At 59.9% G+C, this 25,589-nt stretch carries 20 protein-coding genes and 1 pseudogene; 15 read left to right on the forward strand and 6 right to left on the reverse strand.

From position 1 onward, the window contains the following. Positions 1-119: 119 nt before the first annotated feature. A complete protein-coding gene (locus tag BREU_RS05305) occupies positions 120-947 on the reverse strand; it encodes an aldo/keto reductase (protein ID WP_044088904.1) in 828 nt (275 codons plus the stop codon). A gap of 706 nt (positions 948-1,653) precedes the next feature. On the opposite strand from BREU_RS05305, the gene BREU_RS05310 reads away from it, so the two are divergent. From BREU_RS05310 to priA, 8 genes and pseudogenes are all read left to right on the forward strand, one after another. Continuing rightward, positions 1,654-3,168, forward strand: coding sequence for a xylulokinase (locus BREU_RS05310; RefSeq protein ID WP_044088749.1), 1,515 nt, complete (start codon positions 1,654-1,656; stop codon positions 3,166-3,168). A 12-nt stretch (positions 3,169-3,180) separates the two neighbouring features. Beyond that, positions 3,181-3,474 carry an acylphosphatase gene (locus BREU_RS05315; RefSeq protein WP_044088750.1) on the forward strand — a complete coding sequence of 98 codons (294 nt, stop codon included), beginning with the start codon at positions 3,181-3,183 and terminating at the stop codon, positions 3,472-3,474. A 100-nt stretch (positions 3,475-3,574) separates the two neighbouring features. Beyond that, positions 3,575-4,971, forward strand: a pseudogene (gene hisD / locus BREU_RS05320) (histidinol dehydrogenase). Then, positions 4,968-6,128: a histidinol-phosphate transaminase gene (locus BREU_RS05325; RefSeq protein WP_044088752.1), complete on the forward strand. Its 1,161-nt coding sequence runs from the start codon at positions 4,968-4,970 to the stop codon at positions 6,126-6,128. Before hisD ends, BREU_RS05325 begins: the two are co-directional and overlap by 4 nt. Next, the gene (gene hisB / locus BREU_RS05330; protein ID WP_044088753.1) at positions 6,128-6,730 is read left to right on the forward strand and encodes an imidazoleglycerol-phosphate dehydratase HisB; all 603 of its coding nucleotides are present in this window, start codon (positions 6,128-6,130) and stop codon (positions 6,728-6,730) included. The genes BREU_RS05325 and hisB overlap by 1 nt, the downstream gene beginning before the upstream one ends. A 20-nt stretch (positions 6,731-6,750) precedes the next feature. Then, on the forward strand, positions 6,751-7,470 hold the full coding sequence (locus BREU_RS05335; protein WP_375137559.1) for a hypothetical protein: 720 nt from the start codon (positions 6,751-6,753) through the stop codon (positions 7,468-7,470). A gap of 39 nt (positions 7,471-7,509) precedes the next feature. Next, positions 7,510-8,160, forward strand: a complete 651-nt coding sequence (gene hisH, locus BREU_RS05340; RefSeq protein ID WP_044088755.1) for an imidazole glycerol phosphate synthase subunit HisH — start codon at positions 7,510-7,512, stop codon at positions 8,158-8,160. Between the two features lie 104 nt (positions 8,161-8,264). Further along, positions 8,265-8,990 (forward strand): bifunctional 1-(5-phosphoribosyl)-5-((5-phosphoribosylamino)methylideneamino)imidazole-4-carboxamide isomerase/phosphoribosylanthranilate isomerase PriA, encoded by a 726-nt coding sequence (gene priA / locus BREU_RS05345; RefSeq protein ID WP_044088756.1) that lies wholly within the window; start codon positions 8,265-8,267, stop codon positions 8,988-8,990. A gap of 62 nt (positions 8,991-9,052) precedes the next feature. Here priA and BREU_RS05350 read toward each other — a convergent pair whose 3' ends face one another. Then, positions 9,053-10,489, reverse strand: a complete 1,437-nt coding sequence (locus BREU_RS05350; protein WP_044088758.1) for a DUF2252 domain-containing protein — start codon at positions 10,487-10,489, stop codon at positions 9,053-9,055. Positions 10,490-10,614: 125 nt separating this feature from the next. Here BREU_RS05350 and glnA point away from each other — a divergent pair, with 125 nt between their 5' ends. Continuing rightward, positions 10,615-11,952 carry a type I glutamate--ammonia ligase gene (glnA, locus tag BREU_RS05355; protein WP_044088759.1) on the forward strand — a complete coding sequence of 446 codons (1,338 nt, stop codon included), beginning with the start codon at positions 10,615-10,617 and terminating at the stop codon, positions 11,950-11,952. Between the two features lie 188 nt (positions 11,953-12,140). Next, the gene (locus BREU_RS05360) at positions 12,141-13,355 is read left to right on the forward strand and encodes an MFS transporter (protein ID WP_044088760.1); all 1,215 of its coding nucleotides are present in this window, start codon (positions 12,141-12,143) and stop codon (positions 13,353-13,355) included. A 35-nt stretch (positions 13,356-13,390) separates the two neighbouring features. Here the strand turns inward: BREU_RS05360 and BREU_RS05365 are convergent, their stop codons facing one another. The 3 genes from BREU_RS05365 to BREU_RS05375 form a co-directional block, all read right to left on the reverse strand. After that, a complete protein-coding gene (locus tag BREU_RS05365) occupies positions 13,391-14,395 on the reverse strand; it encodes a hemagglutinin (RefSeq protein ID WP_140490378.1) in 1,005 nt (334 codons plus the stop codon). Between the two features lie 205 nt (positions 14,396-14,600). Further along, positions 14,601-18,734 carry an ATP-dependent RNA helicase HrpA gene (gene hrpA / locus BREU_RS05370; RefSeq protein ID WP_238567013.1) on the reverse strand — a complete coding sequence of 1,378 codons (4,134 nt, stop codon included), beginning with the start codon at positions 18,732-18,734 and terminating at the stop codon, positions 14,601-14,603. After that, positions 18,724-19,380, reverse strand: coding sequence for a class I SAM-dependent methyltransferase (locus tag BREU_RS05375; RefSeq protein WP_044088762.1), 657 nt, complete (start codon positions 19,378-19,380; stop codon positions 18,724-18,726). The genes hrpA and BREU_RS05375 overlap by 11 nt, the downstream gene beginning before the upstream one ends. Before the next feature lie 173 nt (positions 19,381-19,553). On the opposite strand from BREU_RS05375, the gene hflX reads away from it, so the two are divergent. The 3 genes from hflX to BREU_RS05390 all read left to right on the forward strand — a co-directional run bounded on the left by hflX (position 19,554) and on the right by BREU_RS05390 (position 23,276). Further along, a complete protein-coding gene (gene hflX, locus BREU_RS05380; RefSeq protein ID WP_044088763.1) occupies positions 19,554-21,059 on the forward strand; it encodes a GTPase HflX in 1,506 nt (501 codons plus the stop codon). A 211-nt stretch (positions 21,060-21,270) separates the two neighbouring features. Further along, positions 21,271-22,197 carry an L-lactate dehydrogenase gene (locus tag BREU_RS05385; RefSeq protein WP_156100220.1) on the forward strand — a complete coding sequence of 309 codons (927 nt, stop codon included), beginning with the start codon at positions 21,271-21,273 and terminating at the stop codon, positions 22,195-22,197. Between the two features lie 140 nt (positions 22,198-22,337). After that, the gene (locus BREU_RS05390; RefSeq protein ID WP_044088765.1) at positions 22,338-23,276 is read left to right on the forward strand and encodes a cation diffusion facilitator family transporter; all 939 of its coding nucleotides are present in this window, start codon (positions 22,338-22,340) and stop codon (positions 23,274-23,276) included. A 123-nt stretch (positions 23,277-23,399) separates the two neighbouring features. On the opposite strand, the gene lexA is transcribed toward BREU_RS05390, so the two are convergent. Then, positions 23,400-24,128, reverse strand: a complete 729-nt coding sequence (gene lexA / locus BREU_RS05395; protein WP_044088766.1) for a transcriptional repressor LexA — start codon at positions 24,126-24,128, stop codon at positions 23,400-23,402. A 149-nt stretch (positions 24,129-24,277) separates the two neighbouring features. Here lexA and BREU_RS11885 point away from each other — a divergent pair, with 149 nt between their 5' ends. Together BREU_RS11885 and nrdR are read left to right on the forward strand one after the other, a co-directional pair. Beyond that, on the forward strand, positions 24,278-24,700 hold the full coding sequence (locus BREU_RS11885; RefSeq protein ID WP_044088767.1) for a LysM peptidoglycan-binding domain-containing protein: 423 nt from the start codon (positions 24,278-24,280) through the stop codon (positions 24,698-24,700). 157 nt (positions 24,701-24,857) lie between these two features. Further along, positions 24,858-25,307 carry a transcriptional regulator NrdR gene (nrdR, locus tag BREU_RS05405; protein WP_081886566.1) on the forward strand — a complete coding sequence of 150 codons (450 nt, stop codon included), beginning with the start codon at positions 24,858-24,860 and terminating at the stop codon, positions 25,305-25,307. The last annotated feature ends 282 nt before the right edge of the window (positions 25,308-25,589 follow it).

Here is a 25,589-nt window from a genome sequence, read left to right on the forward strand (position 1 = left end):
AGCAGGTGGAACGCCCTGACGAGTCTACCGTCTTGTCTTTTCGCTGAAAACCGCCGTTTTGGAGTCGATCTGCGGCATGCCGTTATACGCCGCAGACCGACTCACGATTGCCGCGTCGATTAGAAGTCGAAGTCGTCGGGGTCGGCACCGTTGCGGTGGCCGGTGTTGAGCGAGGTGATGGCATCCATGTCTTCGGGGGACAGGTTGAAGTCGAAGACATCGAAGTTCTGCTTGATACGTTCGGCATGGGTGGACTTCGGCAGTACCACTACGCCACGCTGAATATGCCAGCGAATCACCACCTGAGCTGCGGACTTGCCATACTTGGCACCAATTTCGGCCAATACGGGATTGCCCAGCAGGTTGCCGCCGGTGCCGCCCAGTGGGCTCCAAGTTTCGGTATGGATGCCCTTGGTGGTCAGGAAGTCGATGAGCTCCTGATTGGTGAACTGAGGAGAGGATTCGATCTGATCCACGGCAGGCACCACGTCACTGTTGTTCAGCAGCTCTTCGATGTGGTGCTGCTGGAAGTTGCTGACGCCGATGGCCTTCGCGCGACCGGAAGCGTAGATCTCCTGCAGGTCATCCCACGCCTGCTGCCAACCGTCAGCCGGCCAATGAATGAGATACAGGTCGACGTAATCCAGTCCCAGACGATCCAGGCTCTCCTGGAAGGCGTCCAGACCACGATGCGCGCGGATATCGTCATTCCACAGCTTGGTGGTCAGGAAAAAGTCATCGCGAGGCACACCGGCACGGCGAATGCCTTCGCCCACCGAAGTCTCATTGCGGTAGATCATCGCGGTGTCGATATGGCGGTAGCCGGTCTCCAATGCGGTCTGCACCGCATTCACCGTGGTCTCGCCGTCCGGAGTCTGGAAGACACCAAGACCGACCTGAGGAATAACGCTGCCGTTGTTAAGGGTAATCGTCGATTGTATCGCCATCATGCCTCACTTTCCCTATCGGTACTGTTTCAACCCTATTCTATGAAGAAAACCGCGGAACGGGGGGAGCACGCCGGCGCACGTCGATGCTGGTCAGCTATGCGATGAATAGGTTGCGGCACCGTCATATTGGGTCGACCTTGTTGCTCCTCGTACCGGTCTAATACCCTTGTGCAACGTTATCACTGAAGAATCCGGTGGTATATAAAGGGAGCAACGGTCATGTTAGTGGAGCGTCGCCCTCTTGGTGATAAATGCACAGGCGATATTGCAGCGTCGTGGCACACGACGAACATCTGTACCATACTAGGTACGCTCTCAGCGAAGCGAAACGGCCACCACATACCCAACCTACAAAAACAACAGAAGTCACTCTTTTGTTTCTTTTGTCTTCATTGCTCCGTCTACTGATACGCCGTGAGCAGGCATGCTATTGGCATTCTTCCGCGGGAGTTAGCCACCTTCCATGATGTGTACGGCTCCCGCACATGCGTGCTATGTTCTAGGCGGTCTATAAGCCGATGCATCCCCATTCGAGGAAGTAGGCATGGAACACTTCGCGAATCTGCGCCGGCGTTTGTTCGTTACATCATTGAGAACCGGACAATTACCACCGGGTGAACAGCAACAACAGGCGGCTACGATGGGAAGCGGATCATTCGGCGGCGCGTCGAAGACCTGCGGACATGTCGAGGAGGGGAAACACATGACACAGAGCGGTGACGCTCGTCAAGGCAACGGCGATTGTCAAGGTGGCGGCGTGCAGTACGCGGCGGCATTCGATTCGGGAACCACGGCGCTCAAGGGTGCGTTGGTCGCGCGGGACGGGCGTATCGTGGCCAGCGCGAGCCGTGATTTGACGCTGATCATCGACGGGGACCATCGTGAACAGGACCCGAGGGAATGGTGGCGGGCGTTCTGCGACGTATCCCAGGACCTGCTGCGCGCCGCCGTGAAACAAGAAGCGGACTTTGCTCCCAATCAGATCGCCGGCATCATCTGCAGTGGGCAGATGCAGGATGTCATCGCATTGGGTGCCGGGCTCGAACCTGTGCGCAACGCGATCCTGTATTCGGACGGCCGAGCCGAGGCCGAAGCCGAACAGCTCGGCACTGCGTATCCGGGCGGTACGGCGCGTTTCCTCGAAGCCGTGGGCAATCGTTTGGAGGGCTGTCTGCCTGTGCCGAAGCTGATGTGGCTCCGTAATCATGAGCCGGAAACATTTGCGAAGATACGGCATGTGGTGATCAGTTCCAAGGATTATCTCATTGCACAGCTGACTGGTGAATGCGTCGGCGATGTGGCGGCCTGCTCCACGGCAGGTGCGATGGATATTCGTACTGGCCAATGGGATGCGGCGTTATGCAAGGCCGCAACAATTGACCTCGCCATATTGCCCGAATTGCATAAGCCACAAGATCAGATCGGCACTGTGACTGTTGCCGCGGCGTGGTCGACCGGTTTCGCTGTGGACACACCGGTGTATGCAGGCATCGGAGACGCCGGGGCGACCACATTAGCCAGTGGTGTGAGCAAGCCGGGTCAATACAACATCAATATCGGTACCTCGGGCTGGATCGCTACCGTTTCGCCCGAGCCGTTCACCGACAAGCCAGGTGCCGCCAATCTGGCATTCGGCGTGGAACCGGGATTCGTGAACGCAGTACCGTTCCTCAATGCCGGCGACGTTCACAAATGGGTGACCAGTGTATTCACCGATGGCAATTACGCAGAAGCGCATCGACTTATTGAAGCATCAGAACCCGGTTCCAATGGCGTGCTGTGCCTGCCATATCTGGTGGGGGAGCGTTTCCCCGTCATGAACCCGAATATACGCGGTGCCTATGTGGGACTTGATCCGGACACCACCAAGGCAGACATGATGCGTGCCGCGCTTGAAGGTGTGGCCTTCTCCATCCGTCAAGGCATGGAAAGCTTTGATGCCGAGCCGACGGCAATATCCCTGATTGGTGGTGGTGCACGAGAGGCGGCCTGGTGCCAGATTCTGGCCGATGTGTTGGAACATTCCATCGAAGTATTCGCCAACGCCGATATTCTGCCAGCCGTGGCAATGGCATCATTAGTATTCAATGCACCGGGCCTGCTGCAATCAGTATGCGAACGCACTGTATATCAGCCGAATCCCGACACCGCACGCACATATGCCAACGCTTACCGGCGGTTTCTGAACCTCTACCCAATGCTGCGGACGATGGACTAGGAACTGAGCATCATGAAGCAATCGGCAGATAGGATTCGCAAACATATAGTGGTCACCGGACTGGTACAAGGCGTGGGATTCCGCTATTTTACGGTGACTCAGGCGCGTCGGCTAGGCGTACAGGGCTGGGTGCGCAATTGCCTCGATGGTTCGGTCGAGCTGGAGGCGCAGGGGAGTAATGATGCAGTGCAAGCATTAGTTAAGCAATTAGCCGTTGGCCCGCGATGGTCCGAAGTGAGTCACGTCGCCGTGCATGATGTGCCCCTCATTGATGAGGGCACTCGGACATTTGGCGTGCGTCAATAACCTGCACCGCGAACATCATCACGCATGATAATCTCACGATACGGGTGAACATGGGCGTTCCTTGACGCTTAGGCCGCTCACGTTGGTACGATGTGGCTTTATGAGCGAGAACATCATGCGAATCATTGACCTTCGTGGTCAGAAACTGTCCCGTGCCGAATTGCTTGCCGCGATGCCGCGCGCTGCCATGGGCACATCCGAAGCCACCGATCTGGTGCGTCCGATTCTTGACGATGTCAAGGAACGCGGCGCCGCCGCCCTGCGTGACTTCGAGGAGAAGTTCGACCATGTGCGTCCGAAGCACCTGCGCGTGCCGGCCGAGGCCATTGAAGATGCGCTCACCACGCTTGACCCCGAGGTGCGCTCCGCCATCGAGGAATCCGTGCGCCGCGCGCGTGCTGTGGCGAAGAACCAGGTTCCCAAGGACTTTTACACTGATCTGGCCGAAGGGGCCCGTGTCGCCGAGCGCTGGATTCCGATTCAGCGCGTGGGCCTGTATGTGCCCGGCGGCAAGGCCGTCTACCCGAGCTCGGTCATCATGAACGCCGTACCGGCGCAGGCCGCCGGTGTGGAATCGCTGGCCATCGCCACCCCGCCTGCCCGAGATGACGCCGAAGGCCTGCCGAACAAGACCATTCTGGCCACCTGCGCCATCCTCGGCGTTGATGAGGTGTATGCGGTCGGCGGTGCACAGGCCATCGCCATGTTCGCCTATGGAGCCAAGGGCAGCGAGCCGCAGGACGGCGACGTGCTGTGCGATCCGGTCGACAAGATCACCGGTCCGGGCAATATCTTCGTGGCCACCGCCAAGTCCCTCGTCTCCGCATTCGTGGGCATTGATGCGGTCGCCGGCCCCACCGAGATCGGCATCATCGCGGACAAGGACGCCAACCCGAGCCTGGTCGCCGCCGATCTGATCGGCCAGGCCGAGCACGATGAGCTCGCCGGCTCCGTGCTGTTCACCGACTCCGAGGAATTCGCCGAGAAGGTGCAGGAGAACCTCAACTACCGCGTGCCGAAGACTGAGCACGCCGAACGCGTCCACACCTCGTTGTCCGGCACGCAGTCCGCCATCGTGCTTACCGACGGCCTCGACCAGTCCATCGATGCGGCCAACGCCTACGCAGCCGAGCATCTTGAGATTCAGACCAAGGACGCCGATGCGGTCGTCAAGCGCATCAAGAACGCCGGAGCCATCTTCCGTGGCCCGTATTCCCCGGTGCCGCTGGGCGACTACATGTCCGGTTCCAACCACGTGCTGCCCACCGGTGGCACCGCCCGCTTCGCCGCTGGACTTGGTGTGCACACCTTCATGAAGCCGGTCGAAGTCATCGAATACGACGAGGAAGGCCTCAAGCTCTGGCGGCCCGCATCAACGCGTTCGCCGTCTCCGAAGACCTGCCCGCACATGGCGAGTGTGTGCTGAGCCGTTTCGTCAAGGACCCGTATGACAAGGCGACCCTGCGTGAGCAGGAGCAGGAGGCTGGTCTGCTGTGAGCGCTATTCCTTCGAACCTCCCGCTGCGCAACGATCTGATCGGCGAGGAACCCTACGGCGCTCCGCAGTTGGATGTTCCGGTATGCCTGAACGTCAATGAAAACCCGTATGCTCCCGATCCGGCCGTCTGCGACACCATCGCCAGGCGCGTGCGTGAAATCGCACCCACGCTGAACCGTTACCCCGACCGCGAGCATATCGAGCTTCGCCAGGCGTTCAGCGATTATCTGGCCCGTGAATCCGGCACCCGGCTGGATGTGGACGAATTGTGGGGCGCCAACGGTTCCAACGAGATCATGCTTCAGCTCTTCCAGGCCTTCGGCGGCCCCGGCCGAACGGCATTGGGCGCAGACCCCACATATTCGATGTATCCGGAGTACGCGCGCGACACCTTTACCGGGTGGAAGCTGGCGCATCGCAATCCCGACTTCACACTGAACGTGGACAAGGTCATCGAAGCCATCGCCGAGGTCAAGCCCTCCATGGTGCTGCTGACCAGCCCGAACAACCCGACCGGCACCCCGTTGCCGATGGAGGACATCGAGCGTATCCTCACCGCTTGCGAAACCGCGGAAGTGGCAGGTGCCGGCGAAGGCGTGCATCCGATTCTCGTCATTGACGAAGCCTACGTGGAATTCCGCAAGCCCGGAACCCCCAGCGCTGTAAGCCTAATCAAGGATCATCCGAATCTGGCGGTCAGCCGAACGATGAGCAAGGCGTTCGCCTTCGCCGGTGCCCGCGTCGGCTATCTGGCCGCGAGCAAAGGCATCATCGACTGCGTGCGCATCGTTCGCATGCCCTACCATCTGTCAGCCGTGACCCAGGCTGCCGCGCTCGCCGCATTCGAGCACACCGACGAGCAGTTGAGCCGTGTGGAACATCTGCGTGAAACACGCGAAGCAACCGCCGCATGGCTCAAACAGCAGACCTATAAGGGGCAGCCACTCGAAGTGGCGGAATCCGGATCGAACTTCCTGCTGTTCGGCGGTCACTTCGACCACCGCGACGCCATCTTCGACGAACTGCTGAAGCGCGGTGTATTGATCCGCGTGGTCGGTCCGGACGGATGGCTGCGTGTATGCATGGGCACCGATGAGGAAATGGAAACCTTCCGTACCGCCCTTGCCGAAGTGCTGCGTATAGTAGAGGAGAGCTGATGGCAAGAACCGCGCACATCGTTCGTGAAACCAGTGAATCGCATATCGATCTGGAACTGGACCTCGACGGTACCGGTCAGACCGACATCGATACGTCAGTGCCGTTCTACAACCATATGATGAACGCGCTGGGCAAGCATTCACTCATTGATTTGAGGATTCACGCCCACGGAGACACCGACATCGACGTACACCACACGGTGGAGGACACGGCCATCGTCTTCGGTGAAGCGCTGAAGCAGGCTTTGGGCGACAAGCGCGGCATCCGGCGCTTCGCCGACGCCACCGTGCCGCTGGATGAAGCGCTCGCCAAGGCCGTGGTCGACATCTCCGGACGCCCGTACTGCGTATGCAGCGGCGAGCCCGAAGGTTTCGAATACTGCATGATGGGCGGGCATTTCACAGGATCGCTTGTCCGTCATGTCATGGAATCGATCGCATTGCATGCAGGCATCTGCCTGCATATGCAGGTGCTCGCCGGCCGCGATCCGCACCACATCGCCGAAGCCGAGTTCAAGGCCTTGGCCAGGGCGCTGCGATTCGCGATCGAGCCCGATCCGCGCATCGAAGGCCTAATTCCCAGCACCAAGGGGGCTCTGTGATGGCAGACGATACCAAGGGAATCGATCCCGATGGCATCGACCCGGATGACGCCCATTTCTCTGATGAGGAACTCGAGGCGGCACTGGCCGGGTTCGAAAAGGAATTCTCGGATGACGCCGCCTCAGATGGCAAGTCTTCCGATCAGGATGGTGCCAGCTCCGACTCCAGCGTCGACTCCAGTACGGATGATGTCGCCAATGCCGTAAACGAAGCCATGGCTGATGTCGTGGACCCGTCTGTGGGATTCGACAATGAACTCGCCGGCCTGTTGGGCAACAAGGCGAAGATTGCGCTGATCGTCACCCGAGTCGCCTCCGCCGAACTGCTGGCGGCATTCTGCCAGTTGTCCGATATCTCCGCGGAATGCATCGGATCCAATCAGGGTGCGGTCGCCGTGCTGAAGAACCTTGACGGAGACGGACCCGAAGCCGCGGCCAAAGACCTGACCACCGTGGTCTCCGGCATGGCTGTGGTGCTTGCAGTCAACCGTGCGGACAAACTCGAGGCCACCATGTACATGCAGGGAGATGCCGGTCAGACGTTTGCGCCACCAGTGCTCTTCAACTCCACTCCACGCTTCGTGGAGGATCTGATGCTCGGTATCGTGACGCTGGTGCAACTGAAGAGCCAGGGTTTTGAAGTGGTGAATTCCGCTGACCTCAATCATGATCAGGCCATGGATATACTCGCCAGACATACCAGGCAAGGCCGTGCCGGGCGTGGATCCCGCATCGAATAACATCACAGTCGCCCGTATCCGGGCAAGTAGGAGAGACGTATGACCAAGAAAGCAGTCGTATTCGACTACGGGTTCGGCAATGTACGTTCCATGGTGCGCGCGCTGGCAAACCTCGGCGTGGACACTACGCTGACATCCGACTATCGGCAGGCCTTGGAGGCCGATGGACTTGTGGTGCCCGGAGTAGGCGCATTCGCCGCATGCATGGCAGGTCTGAAGCATGTCGATGGCGACCGGGTGATCTATGACCGTATCCGTGCCGGCCGTCCTGTGCTCGGCGTGTGCGTGGGCGAGCAGATCATGTTCGAGCATGGCACCGAACACGGCGAGCAGGCCGACGGCATCGGTCTGATTGGCGGTTCGGTCGATCCGCTGGACGCCGACGTGGTGCCGCACATGGGCTGGGACACCATCGACGCCGCCGAAGGTTCCGTGCTGCTCAAAGGAGTGGAGCATGCGCGCTTCTACTTCGTGCATTCATATGCCGCGATGGACGTGCATCCGGCGGACACATCCCGCTTCTCCATCGATCTGAGCGGTGAGCGCGAGCAGGTGAGCTGGTGCCGGTACGACCGCTCCAGATTCGTGGCAGCATACGAGCGCGGTCCGCTGTCTGCCACCCAGTTCCACCCGGAGAAATCCGGTGACGCCGGTGCCCAGTTGCTGAAGAACTGGATCGCGACGCTGTGAACCGAAGCGCGGCGGATTGCGCGGCGGATTGTGGCGCTGCTTGTGATACTGCGAGCAATGATTCTGGTCGGGCGATACCCGAACACGTTGGAAAGGTGATTGATATGTCGTTGACTTTGCTTCCCGCCGTCGATGTACGTGACGGCAAGGCCGTGCGCCTGCGTCAAGGCGAATCCGGCTCGGAAACCGATTACGGCTCCCCGTTCGAAGCCGCAAGCACTTGGGTCGAGGCCGGTGCCGAATGGATTCATCTGGTCGATCTGGATGCCGCATTCGGCACAGGTAACAATCGCGACCAGCTGCGCCAGATCGTCCACGAACTCGGCGACAAGGTGAACATCGAACTCTCCGGCGGTGTACGCGATGACGATTCGCTTGACGCGGCCCTGGAGGCCGGCGCCGCTCGCGTGAACATCGGTACCGCTGCTCTGGAGAATCCGGATTGGACTGCTTCGGTGATCAGGAAGTACGGCGATCGCGTGGCAGTGGGCCTCGATGTGCGTGGACACACGCTGGCGGCCCGCGGTTGGACCCGTGAGGGCGGTGACCTGTTCGAGACCATGAAGTTCCTCGACTCGGTGGGATGCTCGCGTTATGTGGTCACCGACGTGGCCAAGGACGGCATGATGTCCGGGCCGAACATCGAACTGCTGCGCGAGGTGGCCGAACGCACAGACGCCAAGGTCACCGCCTCCGGCGGCATCTCCAAGCTGGATGATCTGCGCGCCATCAAGACCTTGTCCGATTTGGGTGTGGATGCGGCGATTCTAGGCAAGTCTCTCTACGCCAAGGCGTTCACCCTCGAAGAGGCGCTTCAGGTCGCGAAGTAAGCGGAATGTGTTGTGGGCTCCCTGAGGAGGGAACCCACAACGCCTGGCGGTTTGCGCCAGATTTATGCGCAGGGCAGTTCACCGGATTCGATGAGTTTCATGAACAGTGCGTAGTCCTCGTCGTTCTGCTCGGCGTAGCTCACAGAGAACGATGCCAGGGCCTGATCGAACTCATCGGTGCCGCCCATGTAATTGGCGATGGCGATCGAATCCCCGGTACGGGCATGGGCATGAGCCAGCGACCATGCACACATGCGGGCCAGATCGATCAAGTCGGCGGCATTGAGGCTGTCGATGTCGATGGACCCCTTGCCGTTCCACAGCTGACGCACATAGTAATCACGCTTGCGGCCGTCCTCGGCCATGAAACTCGACCATCCCAGCAGCACATCGGCGGTGTTCTGGATGAGCTTCTGCCCCTGGACCACACGCTCCCCATGCGTGGGGTAGGGGGAAGCGCCGCAATAATGCTCGAGCACGGAGTATGTGGCCTCCTTCATCTGGATCATCATCGGGTCATCGATGTCACGCGCGATCCATACCGAGGTCCATGCGCGCTGACCCACCGAACCGACGCCCACCACCTTGCGTGCGGCATCCTGATAGCGCAGATGATCGAACACCATGCGTCGATCGTCATACAGCGAATGGCGATAGCTTTCGAACAGCGTATCGATACGTGCCTGCAGCGTCTCCGGGTCGGCATATTCGGACAGCTCATTGATGGGAACCAGTTCCGGCGGATTCGATTTGAACCGCAGCTTGCCACCCTCATAATGGCACAGCTTGGCCGCCGCGGCGTCATTGTCCTTGAGCAGCGCCTTCATCGCCGTATCGCGCAGCATGGGATTGCGTCTGCCGCTTTCGGACTCGAAACGGTCCAGCGTCTCTTCCACGTCCAGATGCTCATACCAGGCGTCCAGATAATCCATCTCGGAAAACCATTTCATGCGCTCGCGATACGTGCGCACGCATTGCAGCACCGCGTCACGCCTGTCTTTTGGCCTGATTCTGTTCGCGCGGCCGCAGATCTCCACGGACACGGCCAACCGTTTCAGATCCCATTCCCAAGGACCGACCGCAGTTTCGTCGAAATCGTTGATGTCGAACACCAGTCGGGCCGAAGGTGAGCGGAAGATGCCGAAATTACCGATATGCGCATCGCCGACGCATTGCACCGGAATGCCTGTGACCGGCGTGGAAGCCAGATCATTGGTCATGATGAGCACGGTTCCCCGGTAGAAGGTGAATGGGCTGACGCTCATGCGCTTGTACCTCAGGGGAATAAGCTCCGGTACACGAATCGCCGATTGCTCTTCAAGCAACGCGATCGCCTCTCTGCGTCCCTCTCGCACCTGCCAGATGGCATGCGACTCCAAAGGCGCTTTCGAACGTGCGGCGATGCCCGCGCGAGAACGGTCCTTCGGCTGGACCGCTTGCTTCCAGCTGGTCACATCGATGGACGGATTGGAGGATGGTGTCAGATGGTCTTCGCTCATAACCTACAACTGTAATGCCGAACCGGGTGTGCCGGAACATGGGTGCGAGCCTTTGAGACATCCGCCGGGACATCTGCCGGGATGTTAACGGCGCTCGTAACACGGGTATGGAACACTTGGCCGTTATGGATAAACAGCAGGAGTTTGCACTGCGCACCGTCGAGGAACGGGACGTGCGCTTTATTCGTCTGTGGTTCACGGATGTGTTGGGGACCTTGAAATCAGTGGCCATCGCTCCGGCCGAGTTGGAAGCCGCATTCGAAGAGGGGCTCGGATTCGACGGTTCCGCAATCGAGGGCATGACCAGGATCTCCGAGGACGACATGATCGTTCATCCTGATCCCTCGACGTTCCAGATCCTGCCTTGGCGCGGCGGTCCTCAGGGCACGGCGCGCATGTTCTGCGATATCCTCACCCCGGACGGCGAACCGTCGCTGGGGGACCCGCGTCATGTGCTCAAGCGCGCGCTTGCCAAGGCGAAAGACAAGGGCTTCACGTTCTACGTGCATCCGGAAATCGAGTTTTACCTCTTCGAAAGCCAGGATGACTGGTCCAAGGCGCCGACTCCCATCGATGAAGGCGGTTATTTCGATCACGTGCCGCGCAGCCCAGGCATGGACTTCCGCCGCGCCACCGTGAACATGCTCGAGCAGATGGGCATCTCGGTGGAATACTCGCATCACGAGGCCGGTCCCGGCCAGAACGAAATCGATCTGCGGTACGCCGATGCATTGACTACGGCGGACAACATCATGACCTTCCGCACGGTGGTCAAGGAGATCTCCCTGGAGCGAGGCATCCATGCCAGCTTCATGCCCAAACCGCTGGCTGATGCGCCTGGTTCCGGCATGCACACCCACCTGAGCCTGTTCGAGGGCGATTCCAACGCCTTCTACGAGGCGGGTCAGGAATTCAACATGTCGCTGACCGCCCGCCAGTTCGCCGCCGGCATTCTCTACCATGCGGCGGAGATCTGTGCGGTGACCGACCAGTACGTCAACTCGTACAAGCGTCTGTGGGGCGGCAACGAGGCACCGAGCTACATCTGCTGGGGCCACAACAACCGTTCCGCCTTGCTGCGCATTCCGCAATACAAGCCGGGCAAGGGCAACTCGGCTCGCATGGAATTCCGCGCACTCGATCCGGTCGCCAACCCGTATCTGGCCTACTCGGTGCTGCTGGCCGCCGGCCTTGACGGCATCGAAAAGCAGATGCAGCTTGGCGAGCCCACCAGCGACGATGTCTGGGAACTCACCGATGGCGAGCGCCAGGCCATGGGCATCCAGCCGTTGCCGCGCTCACTGGACGAAGCGTTGAAGATCATGCAGAAATCCGATTTCGTGGCTGATGTGCTCGGCGAGCACGCCTTCGGCTACTTCCTGGACAACAAGCATCAGGAGTGGGAGGAATACAACCAGCAGGTCACACCATACGAGCTGAAGAAGTACCTGCCGAAACTGTAACCGTAAGCTCCGCACTTTCCCACCCCGTCGATGGTTGGTCCATCGGCGGGGTTTCCCTTGGTGTGTCGCAAGAGTTGTGACGGGCAGAGGTGGGAATACTGTTATCGCTGAGCCGATATGAAAAATGATTGACGTAACTGCCGCATCGGTTTGTGACACTGGGAACAAGAGTATTCGAGAGAGCATCTATGGCGAACGCACCTGCAAGCACCGCGCGCACCGACCGCTTCTTCACCCTGCCGGTCGTCATTCTGATTTTCGCCAGTTTCATGCTGGGCATGAGCGAATTCGTGGTCGTGGGCATTCTGCCGGACATCGCAACCGGTTTGAAGGTTTCGGAAGTGACCGTCGGCAATCTGGTGGCCATTTTCGCATTCGTGTACGCGCCCTGCACGCCGCTGGGCTCCGCCATTTCCGGTCGTTTCCCCCGATTCGCCACGTATTTGACGCTGATGGGTGTCTTTCTGGCGGGCAATGTATTGTGCGCGTTCGCGCCGAACTATCCGGTGCTGTTGGCAGCCCGCTTGCTGATCGCATCGGTGTCCGGCACATTGGTGGCCATTGCCATGACGTTCGCCCCCGATGTGACGCAGGTGCATTACAGGACCAAGTTCATCGCGTGGGTGTTCTCGGGTTTCTCCATCGCTTCTGTGGTGGGTGTGCCGATCGGCACGTCCATCGCCAATGCTTTCGGGTGGCGCGTCACGTTCTATCTGATTTCGGCATTGACTGTGGCGCTGATGGTGCTGATGTTCACCGTGCTGCCGCGCAACAGTCATATCGTCAAAGTCGGGTTCCTATCCCAGTTCCGCCTGTTCTTCGATCGGCGCATCCATCTGGGCGTGCTCATCGTGGTGTGTGGCGCGGGATCCAGCTATGTGTTCTATACATATCTGACGCCGATTCTGCGCGATGAGGTTCATCTGCCTGAGCGATACGTGAGCCTTGGCCTGGTGGTTTATGGCGTGGCCTGTCTGTGGAGCAACCTGTATGCAGGCAAACTCGCTGAGCGTGGCAGGGGAGTGGAGCCATTGTTCCATCTGCGCTGGGTGTTCCTGGCTCATGCCGTGCTGCTGTGTTCGCTGGCTGTCGCTCATTGGCTGTCCTGGTATGGGGCGATCGCGTTGATTCTGCTCGGCATGTTCATGTATCTGTTCAATGCATCATCGCAGGTGCTGTACATGGATGTGGCTGCACAATCCCATCCCGGTTCGATGAACCTCGCCGCGTCGCTCAATTCCATGTCCTTCAACATCGGCATCGCAATAGGCTCAGCCGTGGGCGGTGTCGTCAATGATCACCTCGGACTGACCTGGCTTGGCCCGGTCGGTGCGGTGTTCGCGCTGCTGGCCATGGTGATGTCGATGATGCTCGGGACCATCGGCAAGCGCGTCGAACGGTGAACGCACCCCGCCAACGTGTCCCGCCGGGGATGCGTTCAGGAGCGGGGCGAGCCGAACCAGCTCTCATAGATGATGGAGAAGTTGCGGTTGCCGTAGCTTGAGCATGAGTCGCCCTCGCCCACACCGGCGGACAGCGCCGCCTCATTGGGCTGATACGGCGTATAGATATAGAGCAGTGCGGTCGCCTTGTTCCTGATGTATACATTCGTGCCGCCGCAGGAGGCGTTCGGATGATACTGCACGTAGTTCAGCGCATTGGCATGGTACCCGTATCGATCCTCGTGTGCCGTGTAATACTGGTAGCGCTTGGCTGAGCCGAACACCTGCTTGAAGAAACCGGCGTACTGCGGGTCGCAGTTGGCGTCATCCGGACAGCTCAAGCCCATGGCGGCCTTGTACTGGAAATCGGTGATGGTGGTGGCGGTGACCAGATGCTGTTCCTTTTGCAGGACTGTGAGCAGCACCTTCTGGCTGATGCCGCATGCTTTGGCCGACTTGGTGATGATGGTTGCAGCAGTCTCACCCTTCGCGCCCTTGTAAGCGTCGCAGTATTCGTCGGCTGGCTCGTCGGTGGTGTCGAAGGTCTTCGATTTGAGGCATTCGGCACCGGAACAGGCGGCACCCTGCTCGTCGAGGAACGATTGTACTTCGGATTCGCTCATGGCGTTGCCGTTGAAGAACTGCCCGTCCGAGATGATGTCTCCGGGATCGAAGTCATACTCCTGTGTGAGTTGCAGCTGGCGGGTTTCGGCTTCCTTGACGTCGATACGCCACTCGGCGAAGCGCACGGTGACCAACGCCAAAGCCATGGCGCAGACGATGACGACTGTGGTGACGAATACCGCTTTGACCTTGTGCCACGGGCCGGCATGCTTCCACCACTGCAGTGGATTGCGGACACCGCGGTTATGGGACCTGGTGCTCGCCGGTTTGCGGCTGCGCGCCTTCTTGCCTTGCGCGCCGGCACTTTTGCCGTTGCTGGGCTTGTCGCCACGACTGGGCTTGCGGGTGTTGCTGTTCGATTGCTTCGCTTGTGTCATCGCCCGTTATTGTAATAGCCGGAGATAGGAGCCCATTACGCTCGCGGTGAATCTGCGGGCTTCCCGCAGAAAGCACCGGTGGCACGTTTCTGGTGGGTCTGGAGGATCGGGCGGGTCTGACATGCGTATCACGAACGTAGGCTTGGCCGAACGGCCTTGAGCGTGTCGAGATGCGTATGTCAGACCCACCAATGCCAGTCGGCAATCACATCAGAGCCTTCTTGATGCGGTTCAGCGACGCCGGTCCGTTGGTGCCGAGTTCCTGGGCCCATAGGCTCACATAGAACTCCTCCAGCATCCATCTGGCCTGCTCCGCCTGTTTCATCAACGCCTCATGCTTCGGCCCAGCCGGTTCCGCCTTGGCGTGAGCCAGCGCCTTGTCCACCAGCTGTTTGGCCTCATCGGCCTGCCACGCCCATTTCACATCACGGTTCTTGTCGGTTTTCGCCTTGGCGAGACGCATCACATCGGCTTTGAGATAGCGGGACAGTGATCTGAGCGCCTGCGGGCGTGCGTCCGATGAAACCGGGATAGACCAGTGCGACGATATGCTCGCGAATCGACTGCAATACCGAAAGCAGAGGAAGGTCGGCCTTGCCGGATGTCGCCTTATCCACCTCGCATACGCCTTGATGATGCCGATCACATCATGGGCCACCTGATAGACGGTATCCTCGTACACTTCGCGCACGTCAAGCACGGCGTTCGCCAACGCCTCATCATCCTTCAACGAGTCCACATTCGGCAGAAGACGTTTGACCGCAGCAAGCTGCAGATCCTCCACAAGCGCCTTGGTGGACTTGTACGGTGCCGCCGCCAACATCAGCGCCTCCGCGCCCAGCCACCTGCTGGACACACGTTCGTCCGGCAGACGGAGCGCGTCCAGCGCACCATGCCAGAGCATGGTGGCGCGCGATTCGGTAGTGGCCCCCGCCTTATGCAGCAGATTCGCCTGACTCACCAGATTGCCCTGCTTCGCCGCCTGATCAGCCTGTTTCCGCACCATCTGACGGGCCTGCGCCTGCGCCTGTGCAGCGTACTTGCGTTGCAGGGCGACAAGGTCCTTCGACGTCTCCAACACCTTGACGGCACCATGGCCACGACGTCGGCCGCGCGGCGAACCGCTTGGCGGCAGCTGCTGTTCCACCGAAAACGTGACCTTCAGATACGGCTGAAGCCTGTCCATAAGCTCCGGGCCGAGCACTTCGGGGTGAATCTGGGCCCCCACGGTGGCGATGGCCGCCTTGGTGAATACATGGGCCAGGTCAGGCCAGCCTACGGTCTCGCCGTCCTCGTTCACCGGAGCGGGATTCGGCTTCTGCTGCGAACCCGATCCGGGCAGATCGGGATAATGCTCGTCAATCCATGTGCGGATCGCACGGGCCGCATCCGGAGCGGGGACGAATTGCACGCGCAGCTGTTTGGGCAACGCCTTGATCATCGCCAGAATCAGCTCATCCAGCAGACCGGGAACATTCCAGGTGAACTGGTCGGGCGCAATGCGGGAAAGCGCCTTCAACGGCACATGCACGGTCACGCCATCGAGCGGATTGCCCGGCTCGTACACGTAGCTCAGCCGCAGGTCGATGGGCTGGCCGTCCGTGCCGACCGTATGCCAATGATCCGGGTAATCGTTCAGGCTCACCGATTCGCTCGATGCCAAGCGATCCACTTTGGATGGGTCGAACGTCAGGAGATCGGGCCGCCGGTCATGCTCGTTCTTCCACCATTTCGCCAGATCCGCCACCGATGTGACGTCTGCGGGGATCACGGCATTGTAGAAATCGAACAGATCCTCGTCCGAGACGGTGTCCGCCAGTTGGCGTGTCCGGCTGGCGTCCTCGGCGGCGTCCTCGAGAATGTCGCGGTTGGCGCCGACGAAATCGTCGTAGCTGAACCGCTGCTGGATATTGCCTTCCACCAGCCCCTGACGCAGCAGGAAGTCGCGGGCCTCCAACGGGTTGATGCCGCCCCATTGCACAGTGCGGTCCTGCACGATCGGCAAACCGTACAGCAGCACGCGCGCAGTTGCCACCGCCGAGCCTCTCGAACCGGACCAATGCGGTTCCGCATACGTGGTGCGCGTCAATTGTCCGGCCAACGGTTCCGCCCATGCCGGATCGATCGCCGCCGAATACCGTGCCCACAGGCGTGATGTCTCCACCAATTCCGTGCTCATCACCCACGAAGGGGTTTTCTTGGCCACGGCGGAAGCGGGGAACAGGGCGAAACGGGTGCCGCGAGCACCCTGATAGTCGTTCTTCGACTGTTTCTGGGCGCGTTTCATCGCACGGGCCCGGGCTGCGCCGGTGAGTCCCGCGAAATCAGAGGCCTTGGGCTCGCGTACGACCTGCATGCCCATCATGGACAATAACCCGGCGAGCATCGACTTGTGGATGCCGTCCGCATCCCACGCGCAGCACATCGAATGTGCGGGTTGCTGATTCAGCGGCAGCTGGCGCACCTCCAAGCCGGGGCGCGTGGAGGGGAGCGGGTCACCGACCTTGAACTTCAGCTCTTTGCACAGCTGCCTCAGCTGCGATACCAGATCCTTCCACTGGCGCATCCTGAGCCAGCTGAAATACTCGGTCTTGCAGATGCGGCGCAGGGCGTTATTGCTCGGATCGCCATCGGCCTGGAACACCCGATCCCAGATATTGAGCGCGGTCAGGAAGTCCGACGTCTCATCCGCATACCGGTTATGGATGCGGTCGGCTTCCTCTCGCTTGTCGTCCGGGCGTTCGCGGGGATCCTGCAGGCTCAGGAAGGAGACCACCACCAGTACTTGGGCCAGCAGATTCGGAGAGCCGGATTTCGCCGCTTCGATCACCATGCGTCCAAGACGGACATCGATCGGGATGCGGGCCAGCTGCCGGCCGATATGCGTCAACGTCACTTCGCCGCGCTTGCGTCCGATCGCCTTGAGCTCGGTGAGCTCATTGAAACCGTCGGACACGGCTTTCATATCCGGCGGATCGATGAAGCCGAAGTGCGTGACATCCTCGGCCGTGCGCGCAACGCCCACCGACAGCATGTGCAGCACGACGGCACCCAGCGAGGTCCTCAGGATCTCGGGTTCGGTGAACTGCGGACGGGTCTCGTAATCCTCGCGCGAATACAGGCGGATCGCAATGCCGTCCGCGACACGGCCGCATCGGCCGCTTCTCTGGTCGGCGCTGGCTTGGCTGATCGGCTCGATCGGCAGTCGCTGCACCTTGGCCGTCTTGGAGTACCGTGAGATGCGGGCGGTGCCCGGATCGACCACATAACGGATGCCCGGCACGGTCAGCGAGGTCTCCGCGACATTGGTGGCGATGACGATGCGCTGATGGGTGTGCGGCTCGAATACCTTATGCTGATCCGAGGAGGACAGGCGCGCAAACAACGGCATGATCTCAATGGCGTCGGGCCGGCGCATGTCGTCCGCGCGCGGACCGTAATGATGGCGCAATGCCGTCTCGAACTCGTGGATGTCGCGCTCTCCGGAAGCGAAAACGAGAATGTCACGCGGGCCTCGCTCGTGGGAGGAGTGGATCACCAGTTCGGCGCAGGCGCGAGCCACTGCCGTCGGCATGTCGGTGATGCCGTCATCAGCATAGTCGTCCGAACGACGTGAACGGGGCAGATCGGCGTCGGATTGCGCGATTGCGTTCGCCAGCTCCTCATAATCGGCGTCTCCAGGGCGGGCTCCCGTGGCGAACCCCGGCACTTCGCGCATCAGCGCCGGCGCAGTACCCAGCGGCTCATAGACCACTTGCACAGGGAACGTTCGCCCTGACACCTCGATGACCGGCACCTTCTCATGCAGGGCATGGGCGAAATGCTCCTGGAACTTCACCGAATCGATGGTGGCGGAGGTGATGATCAGCTTCAGATCGCGGCGGCGCGGCAGCAGTGCGGTCAGATAGCCGAGCAGAAAATCGATGTTGAGGCTACGCTCATGGGCTTCGTCGATGATGATGGTGTCGTACTTGGACAGGTTCGGGTCACGCTGGATCTGTGCGAGCAGGATGCCGTCCGTGACTACGCGCAGACGGGTGTTCGGAGAGCTCTCATCCGTGAAACGGACCTGATAGCCGACCTCATCACCCAATCGCACACCCAGTTCGGACGCGATACGCTCGGCTACCGTGCGTGCCGCGATACGGCGAGGCTGGGTGTGCACGATCTGCCGGCCATGGGTGCCACGGCCCAGTTCGAGCAGGATCTTCGGCAGCTGCGTGGTCTTGCCTGAACCGGTCTGGCCGGAGATGATGACGACTTGTGCATGCTGAACCGCGTGCGCGATTTCTTCACGGGCGGCGGAAACGGGAAGTTCGGCGGGATACTCAAATTTCATGACGGACTTCAATAATACGGAAGCCCTTGGAGCTTGCGTATTTGCGCACCGAGAACGCTGCGCCCAGCGCCTCATCCAGCCAGGGGATCAACGAATCGGAACCGAGATTGCGCTGCACCACCAGATAGGCGGCTGCGCCCGGCTTGAGCCGCGGCAGCCAGGCCATGAGCAGCGTGTGCAGGGCCTCTTTGCCGATGCGGATCGGAGGATTCGACCAGATCGCATCGAACTGCAGCTCCTGTGGCAATGCTACTGCGTCTTTTGGTTGCTGCGCCGCCGGCAATGGTGTGCTTGAATCGTCCACCTGCGAGATGCTGATGTTGGTGCAGCCATTCGCCTCGCTGTTCACGCGCGTCAGGTCCAGGGCGCGTTCGTTGACATCCACGGCCCAGACATGTGCATCGGGGGAGTCGAAAGCCATGGCGAGGGCAATCGGCCCCCATCCACAGCCCAGATCCAGAAATTCGCCTTCGAGCGGCAGGTCAGGGGCCTGACGGAGCAGCACGGATGTGCCAAGATCGACACGTGAGTTGGAGAACACGCCGTTGGACACCTGCACCTTCGCCTCATGGCCACGCAGGGTGACGTTCATCGTCTTGCGCGCATCCTTGGATTGCGGCTCGGAAGCGAAATACTGTTCTGCCATTGCATCGACTCCATTTCCACGCGGTCTGCGCATCGGTTATCGCCGTGCTCGCACGGCTCATACACATATTGACGGGCTCTGTGGCCATTGTGACACGTTTCGGGCATGTCAGCTCGTCTGATGATAATAAGGAGCCATAGAAGAATCGTGAACCCGGGATTTGAGAGGCGCCCTTGAGCGAACACAACCAGTACACCGACATCGACCATGGCAGTTCCAGCATCACTTCGCAAGGAGTCCTTTCCGCCCAGTCGGATGTGCTGCTCGACACCACGCAGCAACCATCAGGATGGCATGAGGACGCCAATCAGGAATGGGAGGAGCGCGAGGCTCGCAACGAACTCAAGCATGTGGCGGGTCTTGGCGAACTGGAGGACGTCACTGAAGTCGAGTACCGCAAGGTGCGGCTCGAACGCGTGGTGCTGGTCGGCGTCTGGTCGAGTGCGGTTACGACGCAGACCAAGGCCGAGGAATCGTTGAGGGAGCTGGCCGCGCTCGCCGAAACCGCGGGTGCCGTGGTGTGCGATGGTCTGTTGCAGCATCGGTTGAAGCCGGATGCCGCCACGTATGTCGGCTCGGGAAAGGCTCGTGAGATCGCCGATATCGTGGCGCGCGAGGAGGCGGATACCATCATCGTGGATGATGATCTCGCCCCTTCTCAGCGTCGTGCGCTGGAGGATGCCGCCAAAGTCAAAGTGGTGGATCGCACCGCGGTGATCCTCGATATCTTCGCACAGCATGCCACTTCTCGCGAAGGCAAGGCGCAGGTGGAGCTGGCCCAACTGGAGTATATGCTGCCGCGACTGCGTGGCTGGGGTGGCTCCCTGTCCCGTCAGGCCGGAGGCCGTGCAGCAGGCGCGGATGCGGGTATCGGATCCCGTGGCCCTGGCGAGACCAAGATCGAGATGGACCGTCGTGTGATCCGCACCCGCATCGCGCGGCTGCGTCGCCAGATACGCGACATGGCGCCGGCGCGTGAGATCAAACGCGGATCCCGCAGGCGCTATGGGCTGCCGACGGTGGCGGTGGTCGGATACACCAATGCCGGCAAATCGTCGTTGACCAATCGGCTGACCGGCTCGACAGAGCTGGTGGAGAACGCGCTGTTCGCCACGCTGGATACTGCGGTCCGTCGTGCGAAGACCCATGATGGACGGCTGTATGCCTATGTGGACACAGTGGGTTTTGTGCGCAGGCTGCCGACCCAGCTGGTGGAGGCCTTCAAATCGACGCTGGAGGAGGTGGCGGAGTCCGACGTGATTGTGCACGTGGTGGATGGTTCTCATCCGGACCCCTTCTCGCAGATCGATGCGGTCAATGCCGTCCTGGCGGATATCGAGGGCACGGCATCCATTCCGCGCATCGTGGTGTTCAACAAGGCCGATCAGGTCGATGCCGTCACTCGGGAGCGGTTGATGGCGTTGCAGCCTGATGCGTATATCGTTTCCGCATATAGCGGCGAGGGTGTGGATGGATTGCGTGCCGCCGTGGAGGCGTTGCTTCCGGTGCCGCATGTGCACGTCAATGCCGTGCTGCCCTACAGCGCTGGCTCGTTGCTGTCCCGCGTGCGCGAATACGGCAAGGTAGGCAAGGTGGAATACCGTGATGACGGCGTATTGCTGGAAGCGGACGTCGACTCCCACCTTGCTGCACGGGTCATTGATGCGTCAATCGATTAACGTGAGCAACATCACAGATGTATTGTGAGCGCTAACAACACTTGCGAATGCTGGGATTGTCTGTTGATTCGGCGGTTTCATGGGAGCGCAAACGTCGGCACGGTTTTATACAGTGAAACCGTTAGTCACAAGGCCTGCCATACTGCAGACCGCCTTTGAAGAGAGGTAAATCCATCATGGCGGAAACTACCGTTAAGCCACGAAGCTTGCCATCATCGGTGCCGGTGCTGTTGGCTCCACCCTCGCCTTCGCCGCTGCCCAGCGTGGCGTCGCTCGCGAGATCGTGCTTGAGGACATTGCCAAGGAACGCGTGGAGGCCGAGGTGCTCGATATGCAGCACGGCTCCAGCTTCTACCCGACCGTGTCCATCGACGGTTCCGACGATCCTGAGATCTGCCGCGACGCGGATATGATCGTCATCACTGCCGGCCCGCGTCAGAAGCCCGGCCAGTCCCGTCTGGAGCTCGTCGGCGCCACCGTCAAGATTCTGCAGGCCATCATCCCGGGCCTGGTCAAGGTCGCCCCGAACGCCATCTACATGCTCATCACCAACCCGGTCGACATCGCCACCCACGTCGCCCAGAAGATTTCCGGCCTGCCCGAGAGCCAGGTCTTCGGCTCCGGCACCAACCTGGATTCCGCCCGTCTTCGCTTCCTGATCGCCCAGCAGACCGGTGTCAACGTCAAGAACGTCCACGCCTACATCGCCGGCGAGCATGGCGACTCCGAAGTGCCGCTGTGGGAGTCCGCCACCATCGGTGGCGTTCCCATGCTGGATTGGACCCCGCTGCCGGGCCACGAGCCGCTCGACGCCGTCAAGCGTGAAGAGATTCACCAGGAAGTCAAGAACGCCGCCTACAAGATCATCAACGGCAAGGGTGCCACCAACTACGCCATCGGCATGTCCGGTGTGGACATCGTCGAGGCCGTTCTGCATGACACCAACCGCATTCTGCCGGTGAGCTCCATGCTCAAGGACTTCCATGGCATCTCCGATATCTGCATGTCCGTGCCGACCCTGCTCAACCGTCAGGGCGTCAACACCGCCATCAACACCCCGGTCTCCGACAAGGAGCTCGCTGCTCTGAAGCGCTCCGCGGAGACCCTGAAGGAGACCGCCGCCAAGTTCGGCTTCTGATTGAGCGGTTGCTTTCAGGTACCATAAGGTACTATTGCGAAACCCCGGCCATGTGCCGGGGTTTCGTCGTCTCCGGGCGATAACGCAAATGGTATTGAGAAACGGTTTCAAATGGAACCGGAAAGGATGCATTGTTCCACATGTCCCATGATCATTCCTCGACTAGCGTGACACAGTCCGCAGCCCAGGCGCATCAGCGACGATTGATGGCCACTCTTACGGTGACGGGAACTGTGTTCGTCGTCGAAGTGGTATCCGCCGTCCTGACCGGTTCGCTGGCCTTGCTGGTGGATGCGGGCCATATGCTCACTGACATGTCGGTGCTCATCGCCTCCACGGTCACCGCGGTATTGATGCGTAGGAAGCCGAACAATTTGCGCACGTGGGGATGGGCCCGTCTCGAGGTGCTGACGGCTGCCGCAGGGGCATTGGTGCTGATGATCGTCGGCGTCTATGCGTTGGTGGAGGCCGGCATGAGATTGTTCGGACAATCGACGACACGTGTCGAGGACGTCAACCTGCTGCTGTTCGTGGGCGTACTCGGTCTGACCGCGAATGTCGTTTCCATATTCATCCTGGCTTCCCAACGTGAAGACAACATGAATATGAAAGCCGCTTTCCTGGAGGTCATGAACGATGCGCTTGGCTCGGTGGCCGTGGTCGTGTCCGCACTGGTCATGATGTCGACGGGGTGGAATGGGTTTGATGCCGTCGCAGGTGGCGTTATCGCGCTGCTCATGATTCCGCGTGCCATCAAGTTGCTGCACAATGCGGTGAGGGTACTGCTTGAGGAGACCCCGAAGGGTCTTGATCTGGATGCCGTGCGTGAGCATATGGAGCATGTTCCACACGTCATTGCGGTTCATGATCTGCATGCCAGTACGGTTTCGACGGGAATGCCGATATTGATGGCGCATGTCGTGGTGGACAAGAATCTCAATATGGAACAGGCCGCGCAGGTGCTCGCCCAACTTCAGGACTGTCTGCGCGAGCATTTCCCTGTTTCGGTGCCGCATACCACGTTCCAACTGGAGCCGGAAGGCTACTCCACCCAGTCCGCTGAAGAGCTGCATCGATGACCTGCGAATTTTGGCCATTAGTGCCGAAGGTCGGAGCGTCGGCCTTGTGAAGGGGACATGTCGCTTGCGTGTGCCCTTCACAAGGTCACACGGAACCTCGTTGTGCGCAGATGCGCGGCTAGGCTATAGCTTGCGCAACACGGTGACCACCTTGCCCATGATGGTAGCGTGCGTGCCATCGATAGGGGAGTAGGCCGGGTTATGCGGCATCAGCCAGACATGTCCGTGATCCTTACGGAACGTCTTCACCGTAGCCTCATCATCCAGCAACGCAGCCACGATGTCCCCGTTGACTGCGGAATTCTGTTCGCGGACCACTACGAAATCGCCGTCGCAAATGGCTGCGTCCACCATGGAATCGCCGTGCACTTCGAGCATGAACAGCTTTCCCGATCCGGTCAGACGCTCCGGCAGCCGCATGACATCGTCGATATGCTGCTCAGCGGTGATAGGCGTTCCGGCGGCGATGCGACCCACCAGTGGTACATCGCGAGATTCGCTGATTGCCTCGTCGGGGAATCGATAGATTTCAGCCGTCGTGGTCTGCTCCACCTCGCCCGTCTCCGTATCCTGCGTGGCATCCTGTGGAGCAGGGGTCACGGGAGTGATGACCTCGATGGCCCGTCCTTTATTGGCGTTGACACGAATGAACCCTTTTTCCTCAAGCACATGCAGCTGATGCTTGACCGAGGAGGGACTTTTGAGCCCGGCTGCCGCACCGATTTCACGGAATGATGGCGCGAACCCCTGTTCTTCGATATGGGAGGTGATGGCTTCAAGCACCTTGCGCTGTCGCTCGGACAGCGAATCGCTGCTGCGCTCGTGGCTGGAGGCGAAGGGGATCGTGCTCACGGAGGGCTCCTTTCATACTTGTTTCAGCATACCGTGACATATGCGAAAAATCAAACATCTGTTCGAGTGTCAACTTGACATCTTCGAACGCATGTGCAATGCTAAGAACAGATGTTCGATAGAACATCTGTTCGAGAAAGGTTGTCGTGATGACTGGTTCAGCTGCATTGGCCGGTGCTCGTGATCGCGTTGCTGGTACTCGCGAAGTGCGTGGTGTTGCACATCGTCGTGCTGTGATTGCGCGCATGGATGGTAGGGGACAGGGAGCCGTGTTCCGTAATCGGTCGCATGCCGGGCAGCGGCATTGGCTGCTGTCGTTGATGCTTGCCGTAGCGTTGGCGTGGTGCGGCATGGGTATATGGTCGGTGCAGTCCGCGCAGTCGGACACCGGTACAACGGATGTCATCGGTTACACGGTAAGACCCGGTGACACACTGTGGTCGTATGCGTCTTCGATTACGCCCGAAGGTCAGGATGTGCAGCAGACGGTTGATGATCTGATTGCGCTGAATGATTTGGATTCCGGTTCATTGCGGGCGGGCCAGCATATCCTCGTCCCCCAGATGGCATGACGCGAATATGTGCGCATCATCGACATGAGCGAGTATCGATATGAGTGTGTATCGATACTGCATGCATCGGCATGATTCGCTTTCGTACGGTGTGCATCCGCATGATACAACCCACCTGCATTCGGTTTTTCGGTATGAACACGTTATTCTAGGTGGCATGCATTGTCCTTTTTGCCAGAATCCCGACACTAAAGTCATTGACACTCGCATCAGCGAGGATGGTCATTCCATTCGCAGACGCCGTGTATGCCCGAAATGCAATCGACGTTTCACCACGGTGGAGACCAGCATGCTATTCGTGACCAAGCGGTCCGGTGGAGCAGAGCCGTTCAGCCGTGACAAGGTCATCAATGGTGTACGAAAAGCGTGTCAGGGACGTCCGGTTCGTGAAGAGGATCTTAAGGCGCTGGGGCAGAAAGTGGAGGAGGACCTTCGTTCGCGCGGCCTTGCGGAAGTCACGTCGGATGAGGTAGGCAAGGCTATTCTCAAGCCTTTGCGTGACTTGGATGAAGTGGCATACCTGCGTTTTGCGAGTGTATATCAGGATTTCTCGGGTCTCGAGGATTTCCAGCATGCCATTGACGAGCTCCGCAGTAAGGAGCGCTGAAGCAGCCCTGTCGCGCAACTCATCAATGGCATGCCTATGGTCCTTCCCCAAGTCTGCTTTGCTGACAGCCAGTCCTGCAATCAGGAACGCGCTCCATGCGCAGCCTGCTCTCTTACCTGTCGGCTTGCATGTTGCCTACAAACAACTCCGCTGTTTGCTTCACGGCAACATCCTGTCTGTAGGGTTCTGGCCCCTCTGGCGAGGGGGCTGTCAGCGAAGCTGACTGGGGGAGAGAACAAGCTTAATCCCTCAGTTATTTACGAGACAGACCACTAGAAGCTC

Source organism: Bifidobacterium reuteri DSM 23975, assembly GCF_000741695.1.
GTDB lineage: Bacteria > Actinomycetota > Actinomycetes > Actinomycetales > Bifidobacteriaceae > Bifidobacterium > Bifidobacterium reuteri.